Raw genomic sequence first — 24,167 nt, 5'->3', positions numbered from 1 at the left:
GCTAGCGCAGATGGTACTGCTAACCAGTGGGAGAGTATGTCGCCGCCTTTCTTTATAGAATCCCCAATCTCGTATGAGGTTGGGGATTTTTTTGTTTATATGTGTTTTATAATTGTGCTAATCCTTTAGGTTTTCGAAGGGATCATCTGTATATATTTACTATTTGTTAATTTTAGTGTAGTGTTAGTTGTTAATATGTTCATAAAGATTAAATAATCTAGGAAAAGGGTGAAGACACTGTATTTTCTAGTGAAGAGTAATAAATGTGACATTTTATGCATTATATTTGCATTTAGAAAAATTGTAATAATAGCTACCTAAAGAAAATCGTATGAATAATGCGCTGAAAAGACAGTTAAAGCGTGATACACCTAGGGGTATCATATTTGTAATAGACTTGTTGATTGTCTTGTTTACCTATTTTATATCTAACCTTTTGTTAACTAATTTTTTTGGTAATTTCTCTATCGAATTAATGTTAAAGAGAATACCTGTATTATTAGTTTGTTATATTGTTAGTTTTTTGATATTTAAACCTTTTAAAGGGGTTATTAGACAAACAAGTATAAAAGATATTGAGACTATTTTTACTTCTTGTCTGTTTTCAGGAGCAATCATGATGATTGTTAGTTCATTGCAACGTAATGAGTTTCTAGGGACTAGTTTTGAGCCTTATTTAAGATATTCCTATTCTTTTGTATTACTCCATTTATTCTTTACATCTGCGATGCTTATTTTGGCTCGTTTGTTTTATAGTCAATTTTATCGTAGTTATGTATTAGATGTTAGAAATCATAAACGCGTGATTATCTATGGTGCTGGAGATTCTGGTATTATTACTGTTGGTGCACTGCAAGGAGATACAAAAGTTAGAACACATATAGTAGCTTTTGTGGATGACAATAATAGTAAATCTGGAAATAGACTAGGAGGTTACAGAATTTATAATCCTTCTATTCTTGATGAGACTTATGTTACTAGTAATCGTATAGATGAAATTATTATCTCAATTCAAAATATCACTAGAGAAAGATTAAATGATATATCAGAGGTATTAGAGAAACTTCCTGTAAAGATTAAAATAATTCCACCAGCAACAGATTGGTTAGATGGTTCATATACAAATAAGCAAATTAAAGAGTTAAAGATTGATGATTTACTTGGACGTAAAGCAATACAATTAGATAACCCTATTATTGGTAAAGAGATTGATGATAAAGTAGTATTGATTACTGGAGCAGCTGGGTCTATAGGTAGTGAAATAGCTAGACAAGTAGCTCGATTTAATTTTAAGAAACTTATATTAGTAGATCATGCTGAATCTCCTTTATATGATGTGCAACAGACTATGGTTTCTAATAAATGTAATGACATTATCTATGTTGTTGGGAATATTAGGGATACAAAGAAGATGGAATCTTTATTTGAACTTTATAGACCTAATTTAGTATATCACGCAGCGGCTTATAAGCATGTTCCTCTAATGGAATCATTCCCTTATGAAGCTATTCATACCAATGTAAAGGGGACTAAAGTGATTGCAGACTTATCAGTTCAATTTGGAGTATCAAAGTTTGTAATGGTTTCTACAGATAAAGCTGTAAATCCTACTAACGTTATGGGAGCAACTAAGCGTGCTGCTGAACTATATGTATCTACATTAAAAGATAATGGTATTACAAGTTTTATAGTAACTCGTTTTGGGAATGTTCTTGGTTCTAATGGATCTGTGATTCCATTGTTTAAACGTCAGATAGATGCTGGAGGACCATTAACAGTAACGCATCAAGATATTACTCGTTTCTTTATGACAATTCCTGAAGCTTGTCAATTAGTATTAGAAGCTTCAATTATGGGGAATGGAGGAGAAATCTTTGTTTTCGATATGGGAAAATCTATGAAGATATTTGACTTGGCTAAACGTATGATACGACTGAGTGGTTATAGTTATCCTGAAGACATCGACATTAAGATTACAGGTCTGAGACCAGGAGAGAAGATCTTCGAAGAGTTACTCGCTAATGATGAGAATACGGTGAAGACACATCATGAAAAGATAATGATTGCAAAAGTACGTAATCAAGATTTAGATGTGGTAAAAGCGAATCTAGAGATGATGTGTAACTATGTGTGTGAGAATGAGGGACAGGATGATGTAGAGTACTTAGTGAAACAATTAAAGATAATCGTTCCAGAATTTAAATCTCAGAATTCAAGATTTGAATGCTTAGATGAAGAAATAGAAAAATGTTCAGTTAGCTAACTGAACATTTTTTTTGTGTTATATGCTAAATCTGTAATCTCAGTAGGAAAATCATTTAATTCTAATATTTTGATTGCATTAGTTGTTTGTGGTTGACCTAGCTTTAATTTGTAGTCAAAATGTAACTCATTGTTGACAATACTTTCTTGTAAGTATTGACATTGATAACCTTCTTTTTCTAGTAGCTCAATGAGTTCGATATCATGTGTAGATACTATAACTATATCTTTCTCTTTATTTAGATATTTAAGTATAGCATACGCAGCGGAGATTCTTTCTTTTGTATTAGTTCCTTTTAGTATTTCGTCTAATACATATAATTGTGGATTTGTAGTATTTGATTGTATTATGAAGTGCTTTATTTGTTTTACTTCTTGTAGGTAATAACTAGTGTCATTATGTAAGTCATCTGTTATTCGGATAGAACTGTTGATTTGGTAAAAGTTAGCTTTATATGATGTAGCGAATACATACCCTATTGTTTGAGCTAATATTGTATTTAAGGTCAATGCTCTTATGAATGTAGTTTTACCTGCCATATTAGAACCTGTTAGTAGCAGGCTTTTATTTTCTAAATGTATTGTATTACTTACACAATTTTCGATTAATGGATGGATTAGGTTTTCTATTTGTATTTCTTTGCTATTGTGGAATACAGGTTGACATAGTCGATTATTTGTTTGTAGAGAAGCTATTGAGATTGCTGTATCTATCTTTGCAATTGTTTCAAAAGAAGTTTTTAGCTCTTCTTTAGCATGTTGTGCTCTTAAAAGAAAAGATTCGAAGGTTATAACTTCGATATTAAGCATTATTTTTAGTAGTTCTATAGGGAACATTACTAATGTAGTTATCTCATCTTTAATAGCGCTGTCTGATGTGAAAAAATAGGTTAGTGTATTTAATTTGCGCAGTGTAGGTATAGCTTTTTTTGTTTCGGTAAAATTATATGCTGTAGATAACTTTTGCATCTTTAGTAACTGACTAGTTGAATTAAGAATATGTTTAAAGTTTTGTGTAGCACTTAGCTGATCATATTGCGCTTATTTATTTTTATAATGTAAGACCAAGTTGACACTAAATACCGGAAGTAATACTAGTATCCAGATTAAACTATGTAAACTTAATAGTAAAGAACTAATTGTAATGATATTCAATACATAAGCTAGTTTTAGTTTGAAACGGTTTATTGTGATGTTATGGGTGAATAGAGTGTGATAGTAGTATATACTTCTATTCGTTAAGGTACTTAGTAGCATTTGTACTTTTAATCTTTCATCACTGTCAGTTCTGAAGAAATTAATTGTTTGATCAAGGTCTCTTACTTCTTCTGGTGACTTAATCGTGTGCAGTTTGTGATATAAGTATTGTTGTCCTATTAAGGAGTGTGTTCTGTCTAGATAAGTAAACGTATCGTCTAAATCAAGATCTTGATTAATAGTTTTGCTAATTGTTTGATACGATGTATTATGACCTAATGCGTGATGGTATGATGCTATTTTGTCAAAATTAAAATCAGTTAATCCTTTTGGATGTCCCCAGCTTTCTTTTAATTTTTGAAGTTGAGCATTCCTTTTGTTTCTATTTCTTTTTTTATCAAAAAGAATATATAGTATCAGTAATATAAATACACCTAGAATCCAGTTCATAATTTTGGTTTAGTTAAGTAAATATAAACCAATTCTAGTAATGTGTATAAGAGAGGATTCTTCTTATAGGAAAATATAAAAAAAAGAGACTACCAACAGCAGTCTCTTTATATGAATTGGATAAGAATATTACAAGCTAAATTTAGCTTTGATATCTTCTACTCTGTCTAATTTTTCCCAAGTGAATAATTCTACTTCTACTTCTTTAGTTTCTCCACCAGGTCTAGTGAATACTTTTTTTACTACTTGAGGTTTGCGTCCCATATGTCCATAAGCAGCAGTCTCGCTATAGATAGGGTTTCTTAGTTTAAGACTAGTTTCAATGAAGTATGGTCTTAGGTCAAATAACTCACTAACTTTTTTAGCGATTTCACCATCAGTTAGATTAACATTGCTTGTTCCGTAAGTATTGATGTATAAACCTGTTGGTTTAGCAACTCCAATAGCATAAGAAACTTGAACTAATACTTCATCAGCAACACCTGCCGCCACTAGGTTCTTAGCGATATGTCTAGTTGCGTAAGCTGCACTACGGTCTACTTTACTAGGGTCTTTACCAGAGAAAGCACCTCCACCGTGAGCACCTTTACCACCATAAGTATCTACGATAATCTTACGACCTGTCAATCCTGTATCTCCATGAGGACCTCCAATAACGAATACACCTGTTGGATTGATTAAGTACTCTATTTCTTCATTATTCTCAAATAAATATTTGTATTGAGGATATTTATTTAAAAGACGAGTAATTAAGATCTCTTTGATGTCTTTCTCTATTCGTGCTTGCATTGCTTTCTCAGCAACTTCTTTAGCTTGAGCAGAGTTATCCGTTGGTTGAACGAAATCATCATGTTGAGTAGAAAGTACGATAGTAACAATTCTGATAGGAGTATTGTTATCATCATATTCTAATGTAACTTGACTTTTCGCATCTGGTCTTAAATAAGTAACTTCCGTATTTTCTCTACGGATAGCTGCTAATTCTTGTAGCAATTTATGAGAAAGGTCTAATGCTAGAGGCATATAGTCTTCAGTCTCTTTAGTTGCATAACCAAACATCATCCCTTGGTCACCAGCTCCTTGTTCTTCTGGACTCTTTCTGTCTACTCCTTGGTTGATGTCAGCAGACTGTTCGTGGATAGCAGATAAGATACCACATGAGTTAGCGTCAAACATATATTCACTCTTAGTGTAACCAATACGTTTGATTACCTCTCTAGCGATTTGTTGTACGTCTAAGTATGTTTTAGATTTAACTTCACCAGCTAAAACTACTTGTCCTGTTGTTACTAAAGTTTCACAAGCCACTTTAGAATCTTGATCGAACGCTAAAAAGTTATCGATTAAAGCATCAGAGATTTGATCAGCAATTTTATCTGGATGTCCTTCACTAACTGATTCAGATGTAAAGTAATAAGCCATAATAATTGTTTTTTTAAGATTTTAAAAATAGAGGAAATGGCTAAAGGGGAAGTATGAATTTCTGCTTTAGCATTTTTTACCGAGGTTGCAATCAGTACAAATTTTTCCTCCTGTTATTTATGGTGCAAATGTATTAACTATTTTGGTAATCAAACAAATATTTTTGTAATTTATATTTATGTTAACGATTGATGGTGTTTGTAAATAGATGAAATTTAAATGCTTATCGATAAGAACTGATTTGAAGACCTACTAATTTTATATCTCTGTATGGTTCATCTCTTTTTAACTCTTTTACATTGAAGAGTAAGATAAAGGTTGAGATATTAATTGTTAATTATTGTTTATGAATTATAGTATTAATAAAAATTACTTCAAAAAATAATAATACGTTATATTTTATTGATTGTTTTGTATTTTTGCTATCAGTTTACAACTTAAATAAACAACAATCGAATGAGACTACACAACATAGAAGACCAAAAATTAGTTACACCAAAATTAGCTTTAGATTTCTTAGTGGAAGGAAATAAGCGTTTTGTAGAAAACTTAAAAGCACATAGTAATCTGTTAGAACAAGTAAACTCTACTAAAGAAGGACAGTTTCCATTCGCTATTATATTGAGTTGTATTGACAGCCGTACATCTGCTGAGTTAATCTTTGACCAAGGATTAGGTGATATCTTTAGTGCTCGTATTGCTGGTAATGTATTGAATGAAGATATTATTGGTTCTATGGAATTTGCATGTAAATTAGCAGGTAGTAAACTTATCATGGTTTTAGGACATTCACATTGTGGAGCTATTACTGGAGCTTGTAAAGGTGCAAAATTAGGGCATTTAACTAATTTATTAGCTAAAGTAGAACCTTCAATAGAGTATGTAAAAGAGAATAATAATAACCTTGATATAGAATCGAAAGAAGCAGTTGATTTAGTTGCTTATCACAACGTAGATCATACTATTGACCATATCTTAAGTAAAAGTACTGTTCTGAGTGAAATGTATCAAGCAGGTGAGATAGGAATCGTAGGGGCTTTTTATAAAGTAGAAACAGGTGAAGTGAACATTGTAAAAGAAATGTTTGTAGAGAAAAAATAAGACTATGGCACATAGTGATTTTTATAAGAAGATTCTAGAGCGCAATAAGCAATGGGTAGAGGAGAGACTAACTGTAAATCCTAATTACTTCAAAAGACTTAGCGAAAAACAAACACCCCCTGTATTATGGATAGGGTGTTCTGATAGTAGAGTACCAGCTAACGAAATTATAGGAGCAGAACCAGGTGATGTTTTTGTACATCGTAATATTGCGAATATGGTAATACACTCTGACATGAATATGTTGAGTGTTCTAGATTACGCTGTTAATATTCTGAAGATTAAAGATATCATTGTTTGTGGTCACTATGGATGCGGTGGGGTACTAGCTGCAATGAAGAATGAGTCTTACGGTCTGATCGATAACTGGATTAGACATATCAAGACTGTCTATAGATTACACAATGTAGAGTTAGATCAGATAGATGATGAAGTACAACGATTTAATCGTTTTGTAGAGCTAAATGTACAAGAGCAAGTGTATGATTTAGCAAAAACATCAATCGTACAAGAAGCTTGGTCTCGCAATCAAGAACTTGGAATACACGGATGGGTATACGGTCTTAACTCTGGTTATGTAACAGATTTAAATGTAAACTTGATGAGTAATCAAGATCTAGACGAAGTATACCAACTTCGATTTAGAAAGATATAGTTTATATTCGTTACTGCTCTGTATTTTCATTAAATGAAGAGGGGAGTAATGATGGGATAAACTTTAATAAAATAGGTAATAATATGCCTCCTCCAGGTAAAATAAAGATAGCAAGAGAAGGGATGGTTTTAATAACTTCTATAGTTTGTTTTTTGACCATCTTTTTTTCTTCTTTATTTAAATCTCTATGTGTAGAATCCACTAATAACTTCATTAGTTGGGTGTTCTTCTGTAATTCATTTACTAGCCTAGTTTTGTTTCGCGTTAGTAATAGCTCGATATAGCTTGTAGAGTTTTTGATTACATTATCAAATAAGTTGCTTGATTTGTAATAATGGTAATCATATTTATTTTTAACCAATACTATCGAAAAGTAAAATATACTCTCTTCTATCATCGTCTGTGAATAAGGAATAGACAAGAATGGCTCTTCCTCGAAGTTAGGTAGTATAATTTCTTGTACATCGTTTTTCCATGAGTTACATACGATGTAGTCTATCATAAAGTTTGCCTCGAAGCTACTGATAGGAGTATTCGGTTTTATAGAATCAATAGCTGCGCTGTTATTAGTTTTGTCTAAAAAGTCTATTAGTTGTAGGTCTTTTTTGCTTAACTCCTCTTTATTTCTTTTAACAGATAATGTTATTTCTTTTAATTGTTCTACCGTGTGTTGTATAAAGATTGTCGGATCTGTTTTTTCATTGATATAAGCCTCGAATGCTAGTATATCAATGAATAATAGAATCATATTTAGTACAAAATCATTGTTTTTTGATTGAGAAAAGAAATGTTCTTTACATCTGATAGAAAAGATATTTTCTAGTTTGTTATAAGGGTTTTTTTCTTCAAAGAATGAAGAGAATATATTGCTCTTATGAGGAATGAATACTTCGTAAAACTCTATGAGCTTATCGATGAAATTCTGTTGATTATCCCCATTGTTATATATATAATAAATCTTTTCTAAAAGCTGTAAGTAGCAGATCTTAGAAAGTTCTTCTTGTGTGTATTTAAAGTTTTTATAAATACTTGGTAATTCATCAATATCAATTATTCCATAACTGAATCCTATTCTTCTAATCTGTGTTGAAATCTCATGACAATTCTGAGTAGAGAAGATTTGATAGTCTAGGTGTTCTGTAAAGTATTTTTTGATCCAGCCGTTAGTAGATGGGTTCATAGCTTGTATTGATTTAAAAGAATAAAAGTGGTGATGGTTAGATCACCACTTTTTTATAATATTACCATTTTACTTGTTTTTCTATCGCTTTAATCATCTCTGAAGCAATATCTTTATTTGTAGCACCTTCTATTCCTTCTAATCCAGGAGAAGAGTTTACTTCTAGTAGAAGAGGGCCTTTAGCAGAGCGAATAATATCTACTCCAGCTACTTTTAGGTTCATAGCTTTAGCAGCTTTGATTGCTATCTTTTTCTCTTCTGGTGTTACTTTGATTACAGATGCTGTACCACCTAAGTGAATATTAGCTCTAAACTCACCAGGTAGGGCTTCGCGTTGTATAGCTGCTACAACTTTTCCGTCTACCACGAAGCAACGTATATCCTTACCATTCGCCTCTTTAATAAACTCTTGAACTAAGATGTTTGCATTAAGACTTTTGAATGCATTGATCACACTTTCTGCTGCTTTTTTCGTTTCTGCTAGTACTACACCTTTACCTTGTGTTCCTTCTAATAATTTGACAATAAGAGGACTTCCTCCCACCATCTTTATTAAATCATTAGTGTCTAAAGGCGAGTTAGCAAAACCAGTAGTAGGAATGTCTACACCGTTATTTAATAATAACTGAAGAGAAAACAGTTTGTCTCTTGATTGTGCTATCGCTGCAGCACTATTTAAACTATATACTTTAAGAGATTCGAAATGTCTAGTTAACGCACATCCATAATAGGTCATACTTGGTCGTATACGAGGTATCACTGCGTCAAAATCATTTAGAACTCGCCCACCTCGATAGTGTATCTCTGGTTGGTTAGCATCTAGTTTCATATAACAGTATTTCAGATTTAAGAAGTGCATTTCGTGACCTCTTAATTCTCCTGCTTCTATAATTCTTTTATTGCTGTATAGTTCTGGGTTACTAGCTAATAATCCTATACGCAGACCTTTCTTCTCTGTTTTTGGTTTAGTATAGTATTCTTCTAGTTTTTCTGTTGTTGGTTGACCTAGTAAGAAGTGCTTTTCAGGATCTACTAACACACGTCCTCCCATAGCTTCTCTTCCTAGTAGCATTCTATATCCCATAGAATCTCTATTAGTCAAAGTCAGTTCTATCACCCAGTTTGTATCCGCAATGGATATTTCTGTTTGGATTACGTATCTAGATTCTCTAGAGCCACTAGAGCTCTTCACGATTCTTTTATCTATTACCTTAGATTCACAGTGGATAACAGTTTTTCCATTGTTTTGCAGAGGATTGACATCAAATTTGACCCACTTTTCTCCCTCTTTTTCAAAAGGAACAATGTTTATAGCATGTAACGCAGATGTCTTAGCACCCGAGTCAACACGCGCTTTAATAGCAGGGATATTTAAAGTAGAAAAAGAACACCATTCTTCACTACCAACAATAACTTTGTCTAACATATATTAATAATAATCTAATGCGAATGTAGTGTATTAAAGATAATGCTTTTACACGAGATAGAAAAAAAAGTAAAATTTAATGATTTTACAACATATTGATGCTGGTTTAGAGAGAATATGTGACAAAAAAGCTTGTTAAGTGTTTGATTGTTTATGTTTTATAATAAAATATGGATCGTAGTTAGAGTTGTAAGGTGCTAAGAGTGGAATAAAATAATCCAATCAAAAGGTAAAAGAGTAGGTGTGTTGTAGTGTAATAGCTTGGATTTAAGAAGATAAAATATAAGGACTTAGCTTGCACTTTCTTGAGGTTTGCTAGGGGTATCCTTGGGGTTTACTAGGCAAAAAGCGGGTTTTGTCGAAGGAATGTCCTAGAATACTCCTAGAAACCCTAAAGCAACTTAGAGCAAAATAAAGAAAAGTAGGGTGTAGAAGGGAAGAAGAATAGGAGATGTGAGGGAATAAAAAAAGAGGATATCCTTTAAGGATATCCTCTTTTTATTGACTTCTTCTTGAGAGAAGAATGTTTATTATTTTGCTATAATTGCTATTTCTAATGCATCCTTAGCTTCGTTAAGTTTCATCTCGATACTGTCACCTAACGTTATTTTTGAATTTACAATCTCCTCTGCTAGAGGATCTTCTATATACTTCTGAATCGCTCTTTTAAGAGGTCTTGCTCCATATTGTTTATCGAAACCTTTTTCGGCAATAAAGTCTTTTGCGTCTGGACTTAATGTTAATTCATAACCAAGGTCAGTAATTCTTCTAAATAACTTCTGAAGCTCTATATTTATGATTAAGTCTATATGATTTCTTTCTAAAGCGTTAAATACAATGATATCATCTATTCTATTTAAAAACTCAGGTGCAAAGGCTTTTTTCAGCGCATTTTCTATCACAGATTTAGAATGTTGATCCGTTTGTTCCTGTCTAGCAGTGGTGCCAAAACCTACTCCTTGTCCAAAATCTTTTAACTGACGTGCTCCGATATTAGAAGTCATGATGATAATCGTGTTTCTAAAATCAACTTTTCGTCCTAAACTATCTGTTAGATGTCCATCGTCAAGTACTTGTAGAAGCATATTAAATACATCTGGATGTGCTTTTTCGATTTCATCAAAAAGAATCACGCTATAAGGTTTTCTTCTGATTTTCTCTGTTAACTGACCACCTTCTTCATAACCAACATATCCTGGAGGCGCTCCTACTAATCTAGAGATAGCGAACTTCTCCATGTATTCACTCATGTCGATACGGATAAGAGCATCTTCAGAGTCAAACATTTCTTTAGCGATTACTTTAGCTAATTGTGTCTTACCAACTCCTGTCTGTCCTAAGAAAATAAAGGAACCAATAGGTCTATTAGGGTCTTTTAATCCAGCTCTATTTCTTTGGATTGCTTTCGCTATTTTACTAACGGCTTCGTCTTGACCAATAACCTTACCTTTGATTAACTGAGGAAGATTAGCAAGTTTAGTGATTTCTTTTTCTGCAATTCTATTTACAGGAATGCCTGTCATCATTGAAACAACGTCAGCAACATTCTCTTCAGTAACCACTATTCTGTTTTCTTTTACTTCTTGTTCCCAGTTTTCTTGAGCTACAGCTAAGTCTTTTTCTAGTTGTTTTTCATCATCTCTTAAACGAGCAGCCTCTTCATACTTCTGTTTTTGTACCATTTCATTCTTTTGCTCCTTAGTATGTTCTAGTTTTTGTTCTAGTTCAAGGATATTATCTGGTACATTGATATTAGTGATATGAACACGAGAACCTACTTCATCCATAGCATCGATAGCTTTGTCTGGTAAGAAACGATCACTCATATATCTGTTCGTTAGCTTAACACATGCTTCGATAGCTTCATCAGTATAAGTAACATTATGGTGGCTTTCGTACTTGTCTTTAATATTGTTTAAGATCGTAATTGTTTCGTCTACAGTAGTAGGTTCTACGATTACTTTTTGGAAACGACGTTCTAAAGCTCCATCTTTCTCGATATGCTGTCTAAACTCATCTAATGTTGTAGCACCGATACATTGGATTTCACCTCGAGCTAATGCAGGTTTGAACATATTAGATGCGTCTAGTGAACCCGTAGCTCCACCAGCTCCTACGATAGTATGTATCTCATCAATAAATAAGATAATATCATCATTCTTCTCTAGTTCATTCATTACAGCCTTCATTCTCTCTTCAAACTGTCCTCTGTATTTAGTACCCGCTACAAGACTAGCTAAGTCAAGAGTTACGACTCTCTTGTTATATAAGATACGAGATACTTTTTTCTGAACAATGCGCAGAGCTAATCCTTCCGCTATAGCAGATTTACCTACACCAGGTTCACCGATTAGTAGAGGGTTGTTCTTCTTGCGTCTACTTAGAATTTGAGATACGCGTTCTATTTCTTTTTCACGCCCAACTACAGGATCTAGCTTGCCATTCTCAGCCATTTCGGTTAAATCTCTACCAAAATTATCTAATACTGGAGTTTTACTTCTCTTAGATGTTTTAGCTGTAACATTGTCATTGCTGTCAGTACTTTTACTGTCATCTTGACTTGCATCATCAAAAGTTTGTGCTTTTGGACTTTCAAATAAATCATCAGAAGAGTCTTTTTGAGCCTCGCTAGTATTTAAATACGCTTGTTTCACAGCTTCATAATCCACCTTCATCTTATTTAAGATTTGTGTAGTAGGATCATCGCTATTTTTTAGAATACAAAGCAGCAAGTGAACAGTGTTTATCTCTGTACTTTTGAATAGTTTTACTTCTAAGTATGTAAGTCTTAATGCACGCTCAGCCTGTTTTGTGAGGTGCAATTGTAGTTTATTACTCAGCAGTTCTTTATTATGAGAAGCAGGGTTTAATGTTTCTATTTTATGACGTAGAAAATCAACATCTATGTCCAGGTTATTTAAAATATTAGACGCTTCACCTTGTTCCACTTTTAATAGTCCTAGTAATAGATGTTCAGTACCGATAGAGTCATGACTAAGCCTAATAGCTTCGTCTTTGCTATATGAAATAACATCTTTTACTTCTTGTGAGAAATTATCATCCATTTTTCAATTCAAATTAGGTGAATATTCATTTTAATCTTTAAAGATACAAAAAGTGTACCTATAGTATAAAGCTGACAATAGCTAATTGACAAAAAAAAACTTTAATAAAAAAGGAAGAATGTGTTTTTTTTAGAAAAAATCAATTTGTTAGATAATCAAATGAAATACTTGTATAAAAACGTGGAGAAAACCTATAAAAACTGTATATTAGCGCGTTTAATAATTTGACAATTTTTAATTTTATATACTTATGTCTGAAGGAGAAAAGTTAATTCCTATTAACATAGAAGAGCAAATGAAATCTGCTTATATCGACTACTCGATGTCAGTTATTGTTTCTAGAGCGCTTCCTGATGTTAGAGATGGCTTAAAACCTGTTCATCGAAGAGTATTATTTGGAATGTATGAATTAGGCATCATGTCTAATAGAGCACATAAAAAGTCTGCGAGAATTGTAGGAGAGGTTTTAGGTAAATATCACCCACATGGAGATAGTTCAGTGTACGACGCTATGGTACGTATGGCACAGGATTGGAGTATGCGTTATCTACTAGTGGACGGACAAGGTAACTTTGGATCTGTAGATGGAGATAGTCCTGCAGCGATGCGTTACACAGAGGCAAGAATGAAAAAGATGTCTGAAGAGATTCTTGCTGATATTGACAAAGAGACTGTAGATTTTCAATTAAACTTCGATGATACTTTAGAAGAACCTAAAGTAATGCCGACTAGAATCCCTACGTTATTAGTGAATGGGGCATCGGGTATCGCGGTAGGTATGGCAACGAATATGGCACCTCATAACTTATCAGAGGTTATAGATGGTACATTAGCTTATATCGATAATAATGATATTGAAATCGATGAATTAATCAATTATATTAAAGCTCCTGATTTCCCTACTGGTGGTATTATCTATGGATATGAAGGAGTACGCGAAGCTTTTAAAACTGGTCGTGGACGTGTAGTAATGCGTGCTAAAGCTAATTTTGAAGAAGTAGATGGTAGAGAGTCTATCGTAGTGACTGAGATTCCTTTCCAAGTTAATAAAGCAGAAATGATTAAGAAAACTGCTGAAGCTATTAACGAGAAAAAGATCGAAGGTATTGCTACTATTCGCGATGAATCTGATAGAAAAGGAATGCGTATTGTATACGTATTAAAGCGTGACGCAGTTCCAAATATTGTTTTAAATACACTTTATAAATATACTCAATTGCAGTCTTCTTTTAGTGTGAATAATATCGCATTAGTAAACGGAAGACCTCAATTATTAGATTTAAAAGAGTTAATCTCTCATTTCGTTGATCACCGTTTGGATGTGGTGACTCGTAGAACTCAGTTTGAGTTAAGAAAAGCAGAAGAAAGAGCGCATATTTTAGAAGGATTAATTATTGCATCTGATAATATCGATGAAGTAATTGCTCTTATTCGTTCTTCTAGTAATGCTGATGAGGCTAGAGCTAAATTAATAGAGCGCTTTAACTTATCAGAGATTCAAGCTCGTGCAATTGTAGAAATGCGTTTACGTCAGTTAACTGGACTAGAGCAGGATAAACTACGTGCTGAGTATGAAGAGATCATGAAGTTAATTAATCATTTAAGAGAGTTATTAGCTAGCGTAGAGCTAAGAATGAACTTGATTAAAGAGGAATTAATTGAGATAAAAGAAAAATATGGTGATGAGCGTCGTTCTGTTATAGAATATGCAGGAGGAGATGTTAGTATCACTGATTTAATTGCTGATGAGCAAGTAGTAATTACTATTTCTCATGCAGGATATATTAAACGTACTCCACTGACTGAGTACAAAACTCAGAATAGAGGAGGAGTAGGACAGAAGTCTGCTGGTACAAGAGATCAAGATTTCTTAGAGCATATGTATGTGGCTACTAATCACCAGTACATGTTGTTCTTCACTCAAAAAGGTAAGTGTTTCTGGATGAGAGTTTATGAAATTCCAGAAGGTACTAAGACAAGTAAAGGACGTGCTATTCAGAACTTGATCAATATCGAGAATGATGATAAAGTGAAAGCGTTTATCTGTACTCAAGATCTTAAAGATGAAGAGTACATCAATGAGCACTTCGTTATCATGGCTACAAAACAAGGTCAGGTGAAGAAAACTCCATTAGAGCAATATTCTAGACCTCGTCAAAATGGTATTAATGCGATTACGATTAAAGAGGATGACGAATTACTAGAAGCAAAATTAACTGATGGTAAGAGTAAGGTGTTATTAGCACTTCGTTCTGGTAAGTTAGTTCGTTTTGATGAAGAGAAAACTCGTCCTATGGGTAGAACAGCTTCAGGAGTTAGAGGTATTACATTAGCAGATGACAAAGATGAAGTAATCGGTATGGTGTCTGTAAGTGATTTAAATAGTGAGATTCTTGTAGTATCAGAGAATGGTTATGGTAAGCGTTCTTCTTTAGATGAATACCGTGAGACTAACCGTGGAGGTAAAGGAGTTAAGACAATGAACATTACTGATAAGACAGGATTGTTAGTGTCTATTAATTCTGTTACTGATGCAGATGACTTAATGATTATTAACAAATCAGGTTTAACTATTCGTATGAAGGTTTCTGATCTTCGCGTAATGGGACGTGCAACTCAAGGAGTTCGTTTAATTAATATTAAAGGAAACGACTCTATCGCAGCTGTATGTAAAGTTATGGCAGAGGATGATGAAGATATCTTAGAAGGAGATGTTGATACAATCATTGATATTGATGATCAAGGGAGTGATAATTTAGAATAAAACACATACCAATATATTATGAATAAAAGATATGTTTACTTATTGTCAGCTTTAATGTTATCAGGGTTGACAATGGCTCAAAAGAAAGAGCTTAAAGACGCTGAGAAAGCTGTAAAAAAAGGAAATGTAACTGAAGCAACTGCTGCGTTAAAAGCAGTTGAGGCAGTATTAGGAAATGCTTCTAACGCTGAGAAAGCACAATATTATGCTCTACAAGGTACATTAGCATATTCTCAAATTCAAAAAGATGTAGATGTAGATAATAACGTTGATGCTATTATTGCTTCTTACAAAAAATTGAATGAGTTTGAAACAAATAAAGGAAGTAAAATCGTTAAACAGGCTGATGAAGAGATAGCAAGTGTTGCAACTAAAGTTGTAGGACAAGCTATTGAAGATAATGGTTCCGCTAATTATAAGGGAGCGACTAGACGTTTTACTCAAGCTTATCAGTTAAGCCCTAAAGATACAGTGTATTTATACTATGCTGCTTCTACGGCTATTAACTCTAAAGATTATGCTACTGCTGTAGAGAACTATAAGCAATTAGTTGATCTAGGATATAATGGAAGTGAGTCTTACTATACAGCTATAGAGAAAGCTTCTGGTCAAGTACAAAGTTTTGGAAAAGACTCTAAAATGCGTGACTTGATGGTAAAACAAGGTACTCATACTGACCCTAAGTTTGTAAAAGAGGATTCTAAAAGACCAGAAATTCTTAAGAACTTAGTGTTAATCTATAGCCAAGAAGGTAAAACAGAAGAGGCTGAGAAAGCTATCGTAGCAGCTAGAGAAGCTAACCCAGATGATATCAACTTATTATTAACTCATATGGATCTTTATTTAAAGTCTAATAATATGGGTAAATATGAGGAGTTAGCAAAACAAGCTTTAGCTAAAAACCCTAATGACGATGTATTATTATACAACTTAGGAGTTACTAGTTTTGATGCTGGACGTTTTGAAGATGCCCGTAAATATTATGAAGAAGCTATCCGTATCAACCCTAAGTCTGAGAATGCTTATTTAAACATGGCTTTCCTTAAGTTACAACCAGACCAAGAGTTGACTAATAAAATGAATAGCTTAGGTATGTCTGCTGCTGATAATAAGAAATATGAGCAGTACCAAAAAGAAAAACATGCTATTTATAAAGATGCGATGAATGACTTAGAGAAAGTTATTTCTATCAATCCTGGTAATGAAGCAGCTATTAGTACTTTAAAAAATATTTATCGTGCATTAGAAATGACAGATAAATTAAAAGCATTAGAAGCTAAAACAAACAAATAATAATAGGATTCTATTATAATATAAAAAGGTGGATTTATTAAATCCACCTTTTGTTTTTTAGAGCATTTCAGTTTACTATTAAACAAAAAAAGAGAAACATTAGTTTCTCTTTTTTTGTACTTATATATTTCTAATTTGGGTTAGTTTATCTTCCCAGATTTTTAAATCATCTCTTTGTTTTTCGATGCTCTTTTTAACTTCTTTTACAAAAGGATTGTCATCAGTAGCATTGTGAATATAAGCTAGGTTGTTTTCTAATTGAATGATAGAAGAGTTTATTTCTTCTATTTTTCTTTGAATAAATAGAGCTTCATTCTGTAGCTTTCGCTTGTCATTTGTCTCTAATATAGATTCTAATCTATTATTAAATTTAACAGCTTCAGTTTCTCTTTTACTCAAACTTAGTTTATCAAATAGTACATCTAGAATCTTGTTGAACTTACCTTCTATAAAACGTTTATTAGCAGGAACAGCACCAATAGATTTCCAGTTATTGATATGATTCTTAATTTCTCCTAGATCTGTCTTGTGATCACCAGATAGTTGGAATCCTTTTAATAAATCTAAGTATTCTTTCTTTCTATTATAAGCATCTAATTCTACAGCTGATTCTTTATTTTTAATAGCATGGTATCTATCAAAGTAAGAGTTACAAGCTTCTTTAAAGTCAGCCCATAGTTGATCAGAGTATTTGCGAGGTACATGGCCTATTAGTTTCCAGTCATCCTGTATCTTTTTCATAATCGGAGTAACCTTTGCAAAATCTTCACTGTCCTTTAATTCTTGAGCTCTTTTTATCAATGCTAGTTTTTTAGCATAGTTGTCTTGTTGCTCTTTTTTAAGCTCTTTGTAATAAGCATTTTTATTGCTATTAAAGTTTCTTGTAGCTAGTTTAAATAGATCCCAAACTTGCTCATTATTATCTAATGGTACTTTACCTATAGAGAAGAAACGCTGTCTTAGCTCTTCTACTTTAGCTATTTCTTTCTGCCATTGGTTATGGTTGGTTATCTTTTGCTTAGAAAGAATGTCTATTTCGCTTATTATAGCCACTTTTAAGGCAAGATTTTCTCTTTCGACACTTCTCAGTTGTTCGAATAATATTTCTCGCTTATCGTGCAGTTGTTTAGTGATTTCGCTGAACTGATCCCAGATTTGTTCTCTTATCTCTCGATCTACAGGACCGATCTCTTCTTTCCAGATTCTGTGTAGCGTCTGTAACTCTCTAAATGACTTAATAATGTCGTCATTCTCTAATAGCTCTTCTGCTCTTGCGATTAGCTTTTGTTTCTGTTCTAAGTTATATTTAAAGTCAAGATCTCTTGATTCTCTATCTAGGTGTAACTGATCGTAGAATCTCTCTACATGGAAGTGGTAGTTATTCCATACGTGATTGTATTTGTCCTTTGGGATAGGTCCCGCAGTCTTCCATTCTTCTCTAAGTTCTCCTAATTGTTTTAATGCATCACCGTTATGCTCGTTTTCTATTAATTGTTTTAATTTTTCTATAATAGATAAACGTTTTTCTAGATTTACATTAAGATTATTCTGAAGTTGTTTAAAGTATGCATTTTTAGCTACTCTATACTCATCATAGTATTTGTCAAAATCAGTTTTAATAGGAAGGATGTATTGAAAATCTGACTCATTCGCATCAGGATTCTCATCAAAGAAAGCTTCTTTCTTCTCATCCACAAGATCATTATACTTAGTATAGAATTCTTTTTTGATGTCTTCTACGTGATCTTTAATAGCTGTTACTTTGTAATTCTTGATTAGCTTATGAAGTTCCTTAGTTAGCTTTTCTAAGTCTAGTTTTTCATAGTTAACAGTAGGGATATTGCTTTCTTCATAAGAAGCTAAATCTTCACCTTCCTCAGCATTTGAAGCTGTAATAGAATCAAGAGCTTTTTCTTTATCAGTTGGGACAACCGCATTTGAATTTGATTCCGGTTTTTGTCCATCTGCTAGCTCATGCAGGTTATCATTCTTTTGTTCTAACATGTTTGAAAAAGTATTTATTTAAACAATATGTAGTAAAGCACAATAAATAAACGTGCTCTCTCAAATTTAGGAAAAAATATTGAATAAATCGCAATTTTCTTTTGCTAGAACTATTTATATCAATTATTTAGTATTAATCTCCACTGAATGGCTTATTCCAAATCTTATATGCTTTTTCTGCTTGAAGTACTAGCATTTCATAGCCGTTCTTTACTTTTGCACCATACACTTTTGCTTCTTTCATTAAGGTCGTTTCTTCAGGATTATAGATAAGATCGTATACTATATGTCTCTTCGATAGCAAGTGTACAGGGACTTCAGGCATCTGATCAATATTAGGAAAAGTCCCAACAGGTGTAGTATTGATTATAATGGTATAATGATTCATTACTTCTTCAGTCAGTTCGCTATAAGTTAGGTTATACTCTTCTTTTGTTCTGCTTACGAAAGTGTATTTTATACCTAATTTCTTAAGAGCATATTCTATTGCCTTGCTAGCTCCTCCAGTACCAAGTATTAAGGCGCGCTTATGATGGAATTTTAGCATTGGTTTTAGAGAATGGTAAAATCCATACCAATCCGTATTATAACCTTTTAATTGGCCTTTTTTATTAATTTGAATCGTGTTAACTGCTCCTATAGCTATCGCTTTTTTAGAAAGTGAGTCTAGATATGGGATAATAGATTGTTTATAAGGGATAGTTACATTTAACCCTTTAGTATCCTTGTGGTCTTCTAGTATTTTAGAAAACTCATTTATGTTTTGTAAATCAAAGTTTACATAGATACTTTTTCTATCTTTTAATTTCTCAAATTTTTCTGCAAAGTAAGTACGTGAGAAAGAATAATCTATGTTTTTACCTATTAATCCGTAGCGTTTAGTCATATTGAGTTCTTATAAAAAAAGCTATTCAGAAGAATAGCTTTATTGTTTATTGTGATTTTTGATAATACTTTGTACTATAGGATTCTCCCATTGATTAGGGAAGTATGTCTCTATAATTGTTCTCTTTTCAAAGTTCTTGTTTAGACCATTAGTTAGACATTCTGTACCTTTATCTATATCATGTAGGGTAAAGTGTATAACAGCTAGTCTATAATCTATCTCAGCATCATTAGGATGGAAGTTAGCTATTTGTAAAAGCTTCTGTATAGCAGTGTCAAAATCTCCTAGAAGATATAATACATCTGCCCAACCAGTCCAATGCTCTACAATATCAGTTCCAAGCTCTGCAGCTACCTTATAACCTCGTTCAGCTTCTTCAAAGTTAAACAATGTTTTATTTAGAATAGCATGTCTTATCCAGTATTTTTCATTGAACTCATCAATTTGTAATGCTTTTTGCAGATAGAATAATGCTTTTTCGTAATTAGTTTCTATGATACATAAATCAGTCAATGCTATCCAACCTTTGTCTAGCATAGGGTCTTCATGTACCGCTCTTTTGTAATACTGATAAGCTTGTGGGAAGTTATTAAGACTCTCATGACAACTACCTATACGCATAAGTACATAAGAATTAGGATCGTCTAATTCTAGTGTAGTCATGTAGTTTTCAATAGCTTCTTTATACTTATTTAGCTTTTCTTGCGTTTTTCCCTTTTCGATATAAGCTCCGATAAACTCTTCATCTATCAGGGTAGCATAATCAAAAGCCCACTCTGCCTTCTCATAATTCTTAACAGTGAAGTATTGTCTTCCTAATTGGTGCCAAGCAATCTCACTATATGGATTCTTATCAATAAATTTAGTTAAGTACGAAATAGCTTCCTCATTTTCACTAAGGAAGTCAAAACAGTATATAACATTATATAAAGCAGATTGATCCTCTTCATCATGTTCTAGACATAGGATAAAGTTATCTTTTGCTTGATCTATTTTATCTAATAATAGATATTCCATTCCTAATAAAGAGTAGACATCTGCTAGATCCTCTGTCAGAGTCAATGCTTTTTGTAGAGATACAATAGCTTCTTCATGTCTTCCTTTTTTAGAGTATACAGTAGCGCGTTGAATGAAAACTTCTTCATTCTCCGGATCGATACTCTCTATTTCGTTTAATAAGCGGTCAGCAGCTTCTAATTTGTTTTGGAATACTAATAATTCTACTTCTACCAGTTTTAACCCAATAGAGTTAGGATGTTGTTCTAGTCCCAGTTTTAGCGCTTTTTTCGCTAGGTTTAGCTTTCCAGAATCGAGATAGTGTAGAATGATATTCTCAAACTCTTCTGAATCAAAAAACAAAACCTTATTGGTCTTTAACATAGACTCAAAACGAGATAGAGATAATTTGTATTCTTCTTCTTCGTTATCTAAATGCATATTTGTATTTAAGTTGATTATTTAGGATACTATAATCCTAATTCTTTTTGTACTTCATTTAGCGCTTCAATGATGATAGCACATCCTTCTTTTATTTCTGTTTCTGATACTGTAAGGGGAGGAGTGATTCTTATCGCTTTTCCTTCAAATAGTAACCAGAATAATATTAATCCTTTGTCTTGACACTTCATGATCACTCTATTGGTGATATCAGCACTAGGTGTCATAGGAGCGATCATTAAACCACGACCTCTGATTTCTTCAATAAGAGGGTGAACTAATAGCTCTCTAAACAACTTTTCTTTTTCTAGTGTCTGAGCCATAAGGTCAGTTTCTACTAATTCTCTTAAAGTAGCTAAACTCGCTGCTGCGATAACAGGGTGCCCACCAAAAGTAGTGATATGACCAAATCTAGGGTTGTCATATAACAGATTCATGTGTTCGTCACTAGCAGTGAATGCACCTACAGGCATCCCACTAGCCATACCTTTTCCCATAACGATTACGTCAGGAACTACATCATAGTTTTGGAACCCAAACAGTTTACCTGTTCTACCGAAACCAGGTTGGATTTCATCTACGATCATTAACGCACCTACTTCAGTACATCTTTCACGTACTTTAGTTAAGAATCCGTCAAAAGGCTCTACAAATCCAGCACCTCCTTGTATAGTCTCTAAGATGATACCAGCTGTTTTAGTTGTTATCTTTTGTAAGTCTTCTACACAGTTAAAGTGAATGAAGTCCACATCAGGAAGTAATGGTCTAAAAGCACGCTTTCTTTCCTCAAACCCCATAACACTCATAGATCCCATAGTATTACCATGGTAAGCGTTAAAGCAAGAGATTAGTTGACTTCTTCCAGTTACTCTTTTTGCTAGTTTTAGAGCTCCTTCAGTAGCTTCAGTACCCGAGTTCACTAAATAGGTTTTATTTAATGGAGCAGGGATGTTCTCAGCTAATAGTTTGCAGAATTCTACAGAAGGATCTTGGATATATTCACCATATACCATAACATGCGAATACTTATCTAATTGATCCTTAATCGCGTTATTTACTCTTTCGTGTTGGTGTCCTAATGTACATGCAGATACACCTGCTACGAAGTCTAAATACGCTTTGTTATTCTTGTCATATATATAAGATCCTTTAGCATGAGAAATCTCCATTGCTAGAGGATTAGGTGAAGTCTGTGCTTGGTATTTATAAAAATCTTCTTTCATTACTTTACTTTTTGTCTTTTTTAGACGCTTTATTCTCTTGTTTTTTGCTGTCCTCTTCTAGCTTTTTAGATAGACCAGGAGTAGCTTTTATAGTTTCAGGGAGTATATCAATTGGTTTGTTGAACCCTTCTTTCATGTCTTCTCTCGCTTGTTCTCTCTTTTTTTCTTTATTTATTTCTTCATCAGTGAATATATCTTCTAATGAATTTATTTTTTCATCCCCTCTGTATAAGAAATCTCTTAATAGACGAGCATTCTTAGGTAGTAGCTTTTCAGGGTAGAGATCACCTTTAGGATCTACGTACTTCGTAGCCGTATTAATCTTACCTTCTAGGAAAGTAACATTGATATGACTGCAAATCCCTTTATCTATACCTACTAATTCATTCTTATCATTGTACATATAGTAGATAAGCTCCGCATTTTTAATCAGGTCTAACTCATCTAATTTATTCTCTTTAAACTTACCATATAAGTTAACACCTTTTAATTGATTATAACCATCTCCGATAGTATCTTTTTGAATCACGAAGGCATTTTCTAATACTTTTAGAGAGTCCATCTTCTGTGTCTCTGCATTACTTAGTAGGTGAATAAAACGACCTGTGACCTGGCTATCTCCATTCCAGATAACAGGTTTACCTATCATCTGTGTTAGCCCCACTTTTTCACTCCAGTGAATAGAGTCAGCTTTACCACTCATACTATCACGTAGTATACGAGCATCGTTAAAGGCACGTATTACACGCTCTTTGTCTTTTCCAGTCAGTAAGATACGTGGAGCATGCATATATACAGAATCTCCCTCTTGTGACTTCATACTAACTAAAGCTTTTTTAGTAACGAACATTGAGTCTTGAGCTTTGTATAACTCTGCGTAGTGTCCCGTTATTTTACTTTTGTTGATTGTATCTGTTATTCTAACGTTATTCGTTGCAGAAGCAAAATCTTTTAGTTTAGAATAATAGATAGAGTCTCCTTCTATTTTTCTTTTATCATACCAGATGAAAGAGTTTTTTACCATCTTACCTAAATCGTTTTTTACATCGTAAAAACCATTTTCTGTATAGATATAATCTTCTTTGTTAGTTATTGTTGAAGGGCCAAATACATACGAGTGTTGTGGAACTTCATAAAAATCTAAGTGATTAGACTTGATCACTGTTCCCTTATCTGAAGTTACTTTTACAGCTGTGAAGAATTGGAATTTCTTTTCAGTAGTGTAGTAACGTCCTTTTTCACTTTCTAATACGCTACCCTTGTTGTGAATAGTGGCATGACTATCATAGAATACAAGGTCTTTAAAACGATCGTACTTTAAAGTATCTGTCTCTAGGGTAGAGTCTGGAGAAGTAAGTAATACATCACCTTGTGCATAAGCAAAACCATTGATTCCATTATATTCTGCATAATGACTATTCATCGTAAGGGTGTCACCTTGTACAATGTGAACATTCCCAAAAAGCTTTAGGTAATTTTCTTTTTCGAAGAAGTACGCTTTATTACATGTCATATTCATGCCGTCATGCTCAGCAGAGATATTTCCTGTTAAGATTACGGCATCTGGCAGTACCTCATGATTAATATCAGAGTAGTCTGCGTGATGTATGATGATTTTTTTTTTGTTTTGACTAAAACCTAGTAATGCGAATAGTATAAAAAGTAAATAATACGGTATTGTTCTCAAGTCACTATATTTTTTTCAAATTTAAGTAAAAAATGCGTACAAAGATTTTAGTTAAGAAGAATTTATAAACAGGGTAGAAGAAGGGCAAAAAAAAACACTTCCTAAGAAGTGTTTT

The 24,167-nt window shown here is 33.1% G+C and carries 16 protein-coding genes; 5 read left to right on the top strand and 11 right to left on the bottom strand.

What is annotated here, in order from left to right:
• The first annotated feature begins 331 nt into the window (after positions 1-331).
• Positions 332-2,263, top strand: coding sequence for a polysaccharide biosynthesis protein (locus tag AABL87_RS11065; RefSeq protein WP_058699471.1), 1,932 nt, complete (start codon positions 332-334; stop codon positions 2,261-2,263).
• Here AABL87_RS11065 and AABL87_RS11060 read toward each other — a convergent pair.
• The 3 genes from AABL87_RS11060 to metK all read right to left on the bottom strand — a co-directional run bounded on the left by AABL87_RS11060 (position 2,260) and on the right by metK (position 5,331).
• The gene (locus AABL87_RS11060; protein WP_232234263.1) at positions 2,260-3,231 is read right to left on the bottom strand and encodes a MutS-related protein; all 972 of its coding nucleotides are present in this window, start codon (positions 3,229-3,231) and stop codon (positions 2,260-2,262) included. The two genes, AABL87_RS11065 and AABL87_RS11060, sit on opposite strands and share 4 nt — an antisense overlap.
• Positions 3,232-3,303: 72 nt before the next feature.
• Positions 3,304-3,909, bottom strand: a complete 606-nt coding sequence (locus AABL87_RS11055) for a hypothetical protein (protein WP_232234264.1) — start codon at positions 3,907-3,909, stop codon at positions 3,304-3,306.
• Positions 3,910-4,038: 129 nt separating this feature from the next.
• On the bottom strand, positions 4,039-5,331 hold the full coding sequence (gene metK, locus AABL87_RS11050; protein ID WP_006259455.1) for a methionine adenosyltransferase: 1,293 nt from the start codon (positions 5,329-5,331) through the stop codon (positions 4,039-4,041).
• A 456-nt stretch (positions 5,332-5,787) separates the two neighbouring features.
• Here metK and AABL87_RS11045 point away from each other — a divergent pair, with 456 nt between their 5' ends.
• Both AABL87_RS11045 and AABL87_RS11040 read left to right on the top strand, forming a co-directional pair.
• On the top strand, positions 5,788-6,432 hold the full coding sequence (locus AABL87_RS11045; RefSeq protein WP_341277340.1) for a carbonic anhydrase family protein: 645 nt from the start codon (positions 5,788-5,790) through the stop codon (positions 6,430-6,432).
• A 4-nt stretch (positions 6,433-6,436) separates the two neighbouring features.
• A complete protein-coding gene (locus AABL87_RS11040; protein WP_006263172.1) occupies positions 6,437-7,087 on the top strand; it encodes a carbonic anhydrase in 651 nt (216 codons plus the stop codon).
• A gap of 10 nt (positions 7,088-7,097) precedes the next feature.
• On the opposite strand, the gene AABL87_RS11035 is transcribed toward AABL87_RS11040, so the two are convergent.
• The 3 genes from AABL87_RS11035 to AABL87_RS11025 form a co-directional block, all read right to left on the bottom strand.
• Positions 7,098-8,267, bottom strand: coding sequence for an LETM1-related biofilm-associated protein (locus AABL87_RS11035; protein WP_006259452.1), 1,170 nt, complete (start codon positions 8,265-8,267; stop codon positions 7,098-7,100).
• Positions 8,268-8,328: 61 nt separating this feature from the next.
• Positions 8,329-9,693, bottom strand: coding sequence for a 30S ribosomal protein S6--L-glutamate ligase (rimK, locus tag AABL87_RS11030; protein ID WP_006259451.1), 1,365 nt, complete (start codon positions 9,691-9,693; stop codon positions 8,329-8,331).
• 530 nt (positions 9,694-10,223) lie between these two features.
• Entirely contained in the window at positions 10,224-12,758 is a 2,535-nt protein-coding gene (locus tag AABL87_RS11025; RefSeq protein ID WP_341277339.1) for an ATP-dependent Clp protease ATP-binding subunit, read from the bottom strand.
• A 250-nt stretch (positions 12,759-13,008) separates the two neighbouring features.
• Here AABL87_RS11025 and gyrA point away from each other — a divergent pair, with 250 nt between their 5' ends.
• The gene (gyrA, locus tag AABL87_RS11020) at positions 13,009-15,522 is read left to right on the top strand and encodes a DNA gyrase subunit A (RefSeq protein WP_341277338.1); all 2,514 of its coding nucleotides are present in this window, start codon (positions 13,009-13,011) and stop codon (positions 15,520-15,522) included.
• Between the two features lie 18 nt (positions 15,523-15,540).
• A complete protein-coding gene (locus AABL87_RS11015; protein ID WP_006259448.1) occupies positions 15,541-16,815 on the top strand; it encodes a tetratricopeptide repeat protein in 1,275 nt (424 codons plus the stop codon).
• A 120-nt stretch (positions 16,816-16,935) separates the two neighbouring features.
• Here the strand turns inward: AABL87_RS11015 and AABL87_RS11010 are convergent, their stop codons facing one another.
• The 5 genes from AABL87_RS11010 to AABL87_RS10990 form a co-directional block, all read right to left on the bottom strand.
• Positions 16,936-18,819, bottom strand: a complete 1,884-nt coding sequence (locus AABL87_RS11010; protein ID WP_006263173.1) for a DUF349 domain-containing protein — start codon at positions 18,817-18,819, stop codon at positions 16,936-16,938.
• Positions 18,820-18,952: 133 nt separating this feature from the next.
• Positions 18,953-19,705, bottom strand: coding sequence for a shikimate dehydrogenase family protein (locus AABL87_RS11005; protein WP_058699475.1), 753 nt, complete (start codon positions 19,703-19,705; stop codon positions 18,953-18,955).
• Positions 19,706-19,744: 39 nt separating this feature from the next.
• Positions 19,745-21,142 carry a tetratricopeptide repeat protein gene (locus AABL87_RS11000; RefSeq protein WP_006259445.1) on the bottom strand — a complete coding sequence of 466 codons (1,398 nt, stop codon included), beginning with the start codon at positions 21,140-21,142 and terminating at the stop codon, positions 19,745-19,747.
• A 29-nt stretch (positions 21,143-21,171) separates the two neighbouring features.
• Positions 21,172-22,365: an aspartate aminotransferase family protein gene (locus AABL87_RS10995; protein WP_006259444.1), complete on the bottom strand. Its 1,194-nt coding sequence runs from the start codon at positions 22,363-22,365 to the stop codon at positions 21,172-21,174.
• A 4-nt stretch (positions 22,366-22,369) separates the two neighbouring features.
• Positions 22,370-24,052: an OstA-like protein gene (locus AABL87_RS10990; protein WP_341277337.1), complete on the bottom strand. Its 1,683-nt coding sequence runs from the start codon at positions 24,050-24,052 to the stop codon at positions 22,370-22,372.
• Positions 24,053-24,167: the final 115 nt, after the last annotated feature.

This window comes from Myroides sp. C4067 (genome assembly GCF_038039665.1).
GTDB classification, from domain to species: Bacteria; Bacteroidota; Bacteroidia; order Flavobacteriales; family Flavobacteriaceae; genus Flavobacterium; species Flavobacterium odoratimimum.
The sequence above is the reverse complement of the archived record's forward strand: the minus strand, read 5'-3'. Positions and strand labels throughout refer to the sequence as shown.

What these genes read in the sequence shown, in the direction of transcription:
- gyrA (WP_341277338.1), top strand. Translation starts at nt 13,009, where the DNA reads ATGTCTGAAGGAGAAAAGTTAATTCCTATTAACATAGAAGAGCAAATG.
- AABL87_RS11025 (WP_341277339.1), bottom strand. Translation starts at nt 12,758, where the DNA reads ATGGATGATAATTTCTCACAAGAAGTAAAAGATGTTATTTCATATAGC.
- rimK (WP_006259451.1), bottom strand. Translation starts at nt 9,693, where the DNA reads ATGTTAGACAAAGTTATTGTTGGTAGTGAAGAATGGTGTTCTTTTTCT.
- AABL87_RS11065 (WP_058699471.1), top strand. Translation starts at nt 332, where the DNA reads ATGAATAATGCGCTGAAAAGACAGTTAAAGCGTGATACACCTAGGGGT.
- metK (WP_006259455.1), bottom strand. Translation starts at nt 5,331, where the DNA reads ATGGCTTATTACTTTACATCTGAATCAGTTAGTGAAGGACATCCAGAT.
- AABL87_RS11045 (WP_341277340.1), top strand. Translation starts at nt 5,788, where the DNA reads ATGAGACTACACAACATAGAAGACCAAAAATTAGTTACACCAAAATTA.
- AABL87_RS10995 (WP_006259444.1), bottom strand. Translation starts at nt 22,365, where the DNA reads ATGAAAGAAGATTTTTATAAATACCAAGCACAGACTTCACCTAATCCT.
- AABL87_RS11060 (WP_232234263.1), bottom strand. Translation starts at nt 3,231, where the DNA reads ATGCAAAAGTTATCTACAGCATATAATTTTACCGAAACAAAAAAAGCT.
- AABL87_RS11010 (WP_006263173.1), bottom strand. Translation starts at nt 18,819, where the DNA reads ATGTTAGAACAAAAGAATGATAACCTGCATGAGCTAGCAGATGGACAA.
- AABL87_RS11005 (WP_058699475.1), bottom strand. Translation starts at nt 19,705, where the DNA reads ATGACTAAACGCTACGGATTAATAGGTAAAAACATAGATTATTCTTTC.
- AABL87_RS11055 (WP_232234264.1), bottom strand. Translation starts at nt 3,909, where the DNA reads ATGAACTGGATTCTAGGTGTATTTATATTACTGATACTATATATTCTT.
- AABL87_RS11040 (WP_006263172.1), top strand. Translation starts at nt 6,437, where the DNA reads ATGGCACATAGTGATTTTTATAAGAAGATTCTAGAGCGCAATAAGCAA.
- AABL87_RS11035 (WP_006259452.1), bottom strand. Translation starts at nt 8,267, where the DNA reads ATGAACCCATCTACTAACGGCTGGATCAAAAAATACTTTACAGAACAC.
- AABL87_RS11000 (WP_006259445.1), bottom strand. Translation starts at nt 21,142, where the DNA reads ATGCATTTAGATAACGAAGAAGAAGAATACAAATTATCTCTATCTCGT.
- AABL87_RS11015 (WP_006259448.1), top strand. Translation starts at nt 15,541, where the DNA reads ATGAATAAAAGATATGTTTACTTATTGTCAGCTTTAATGTTATCAGGG.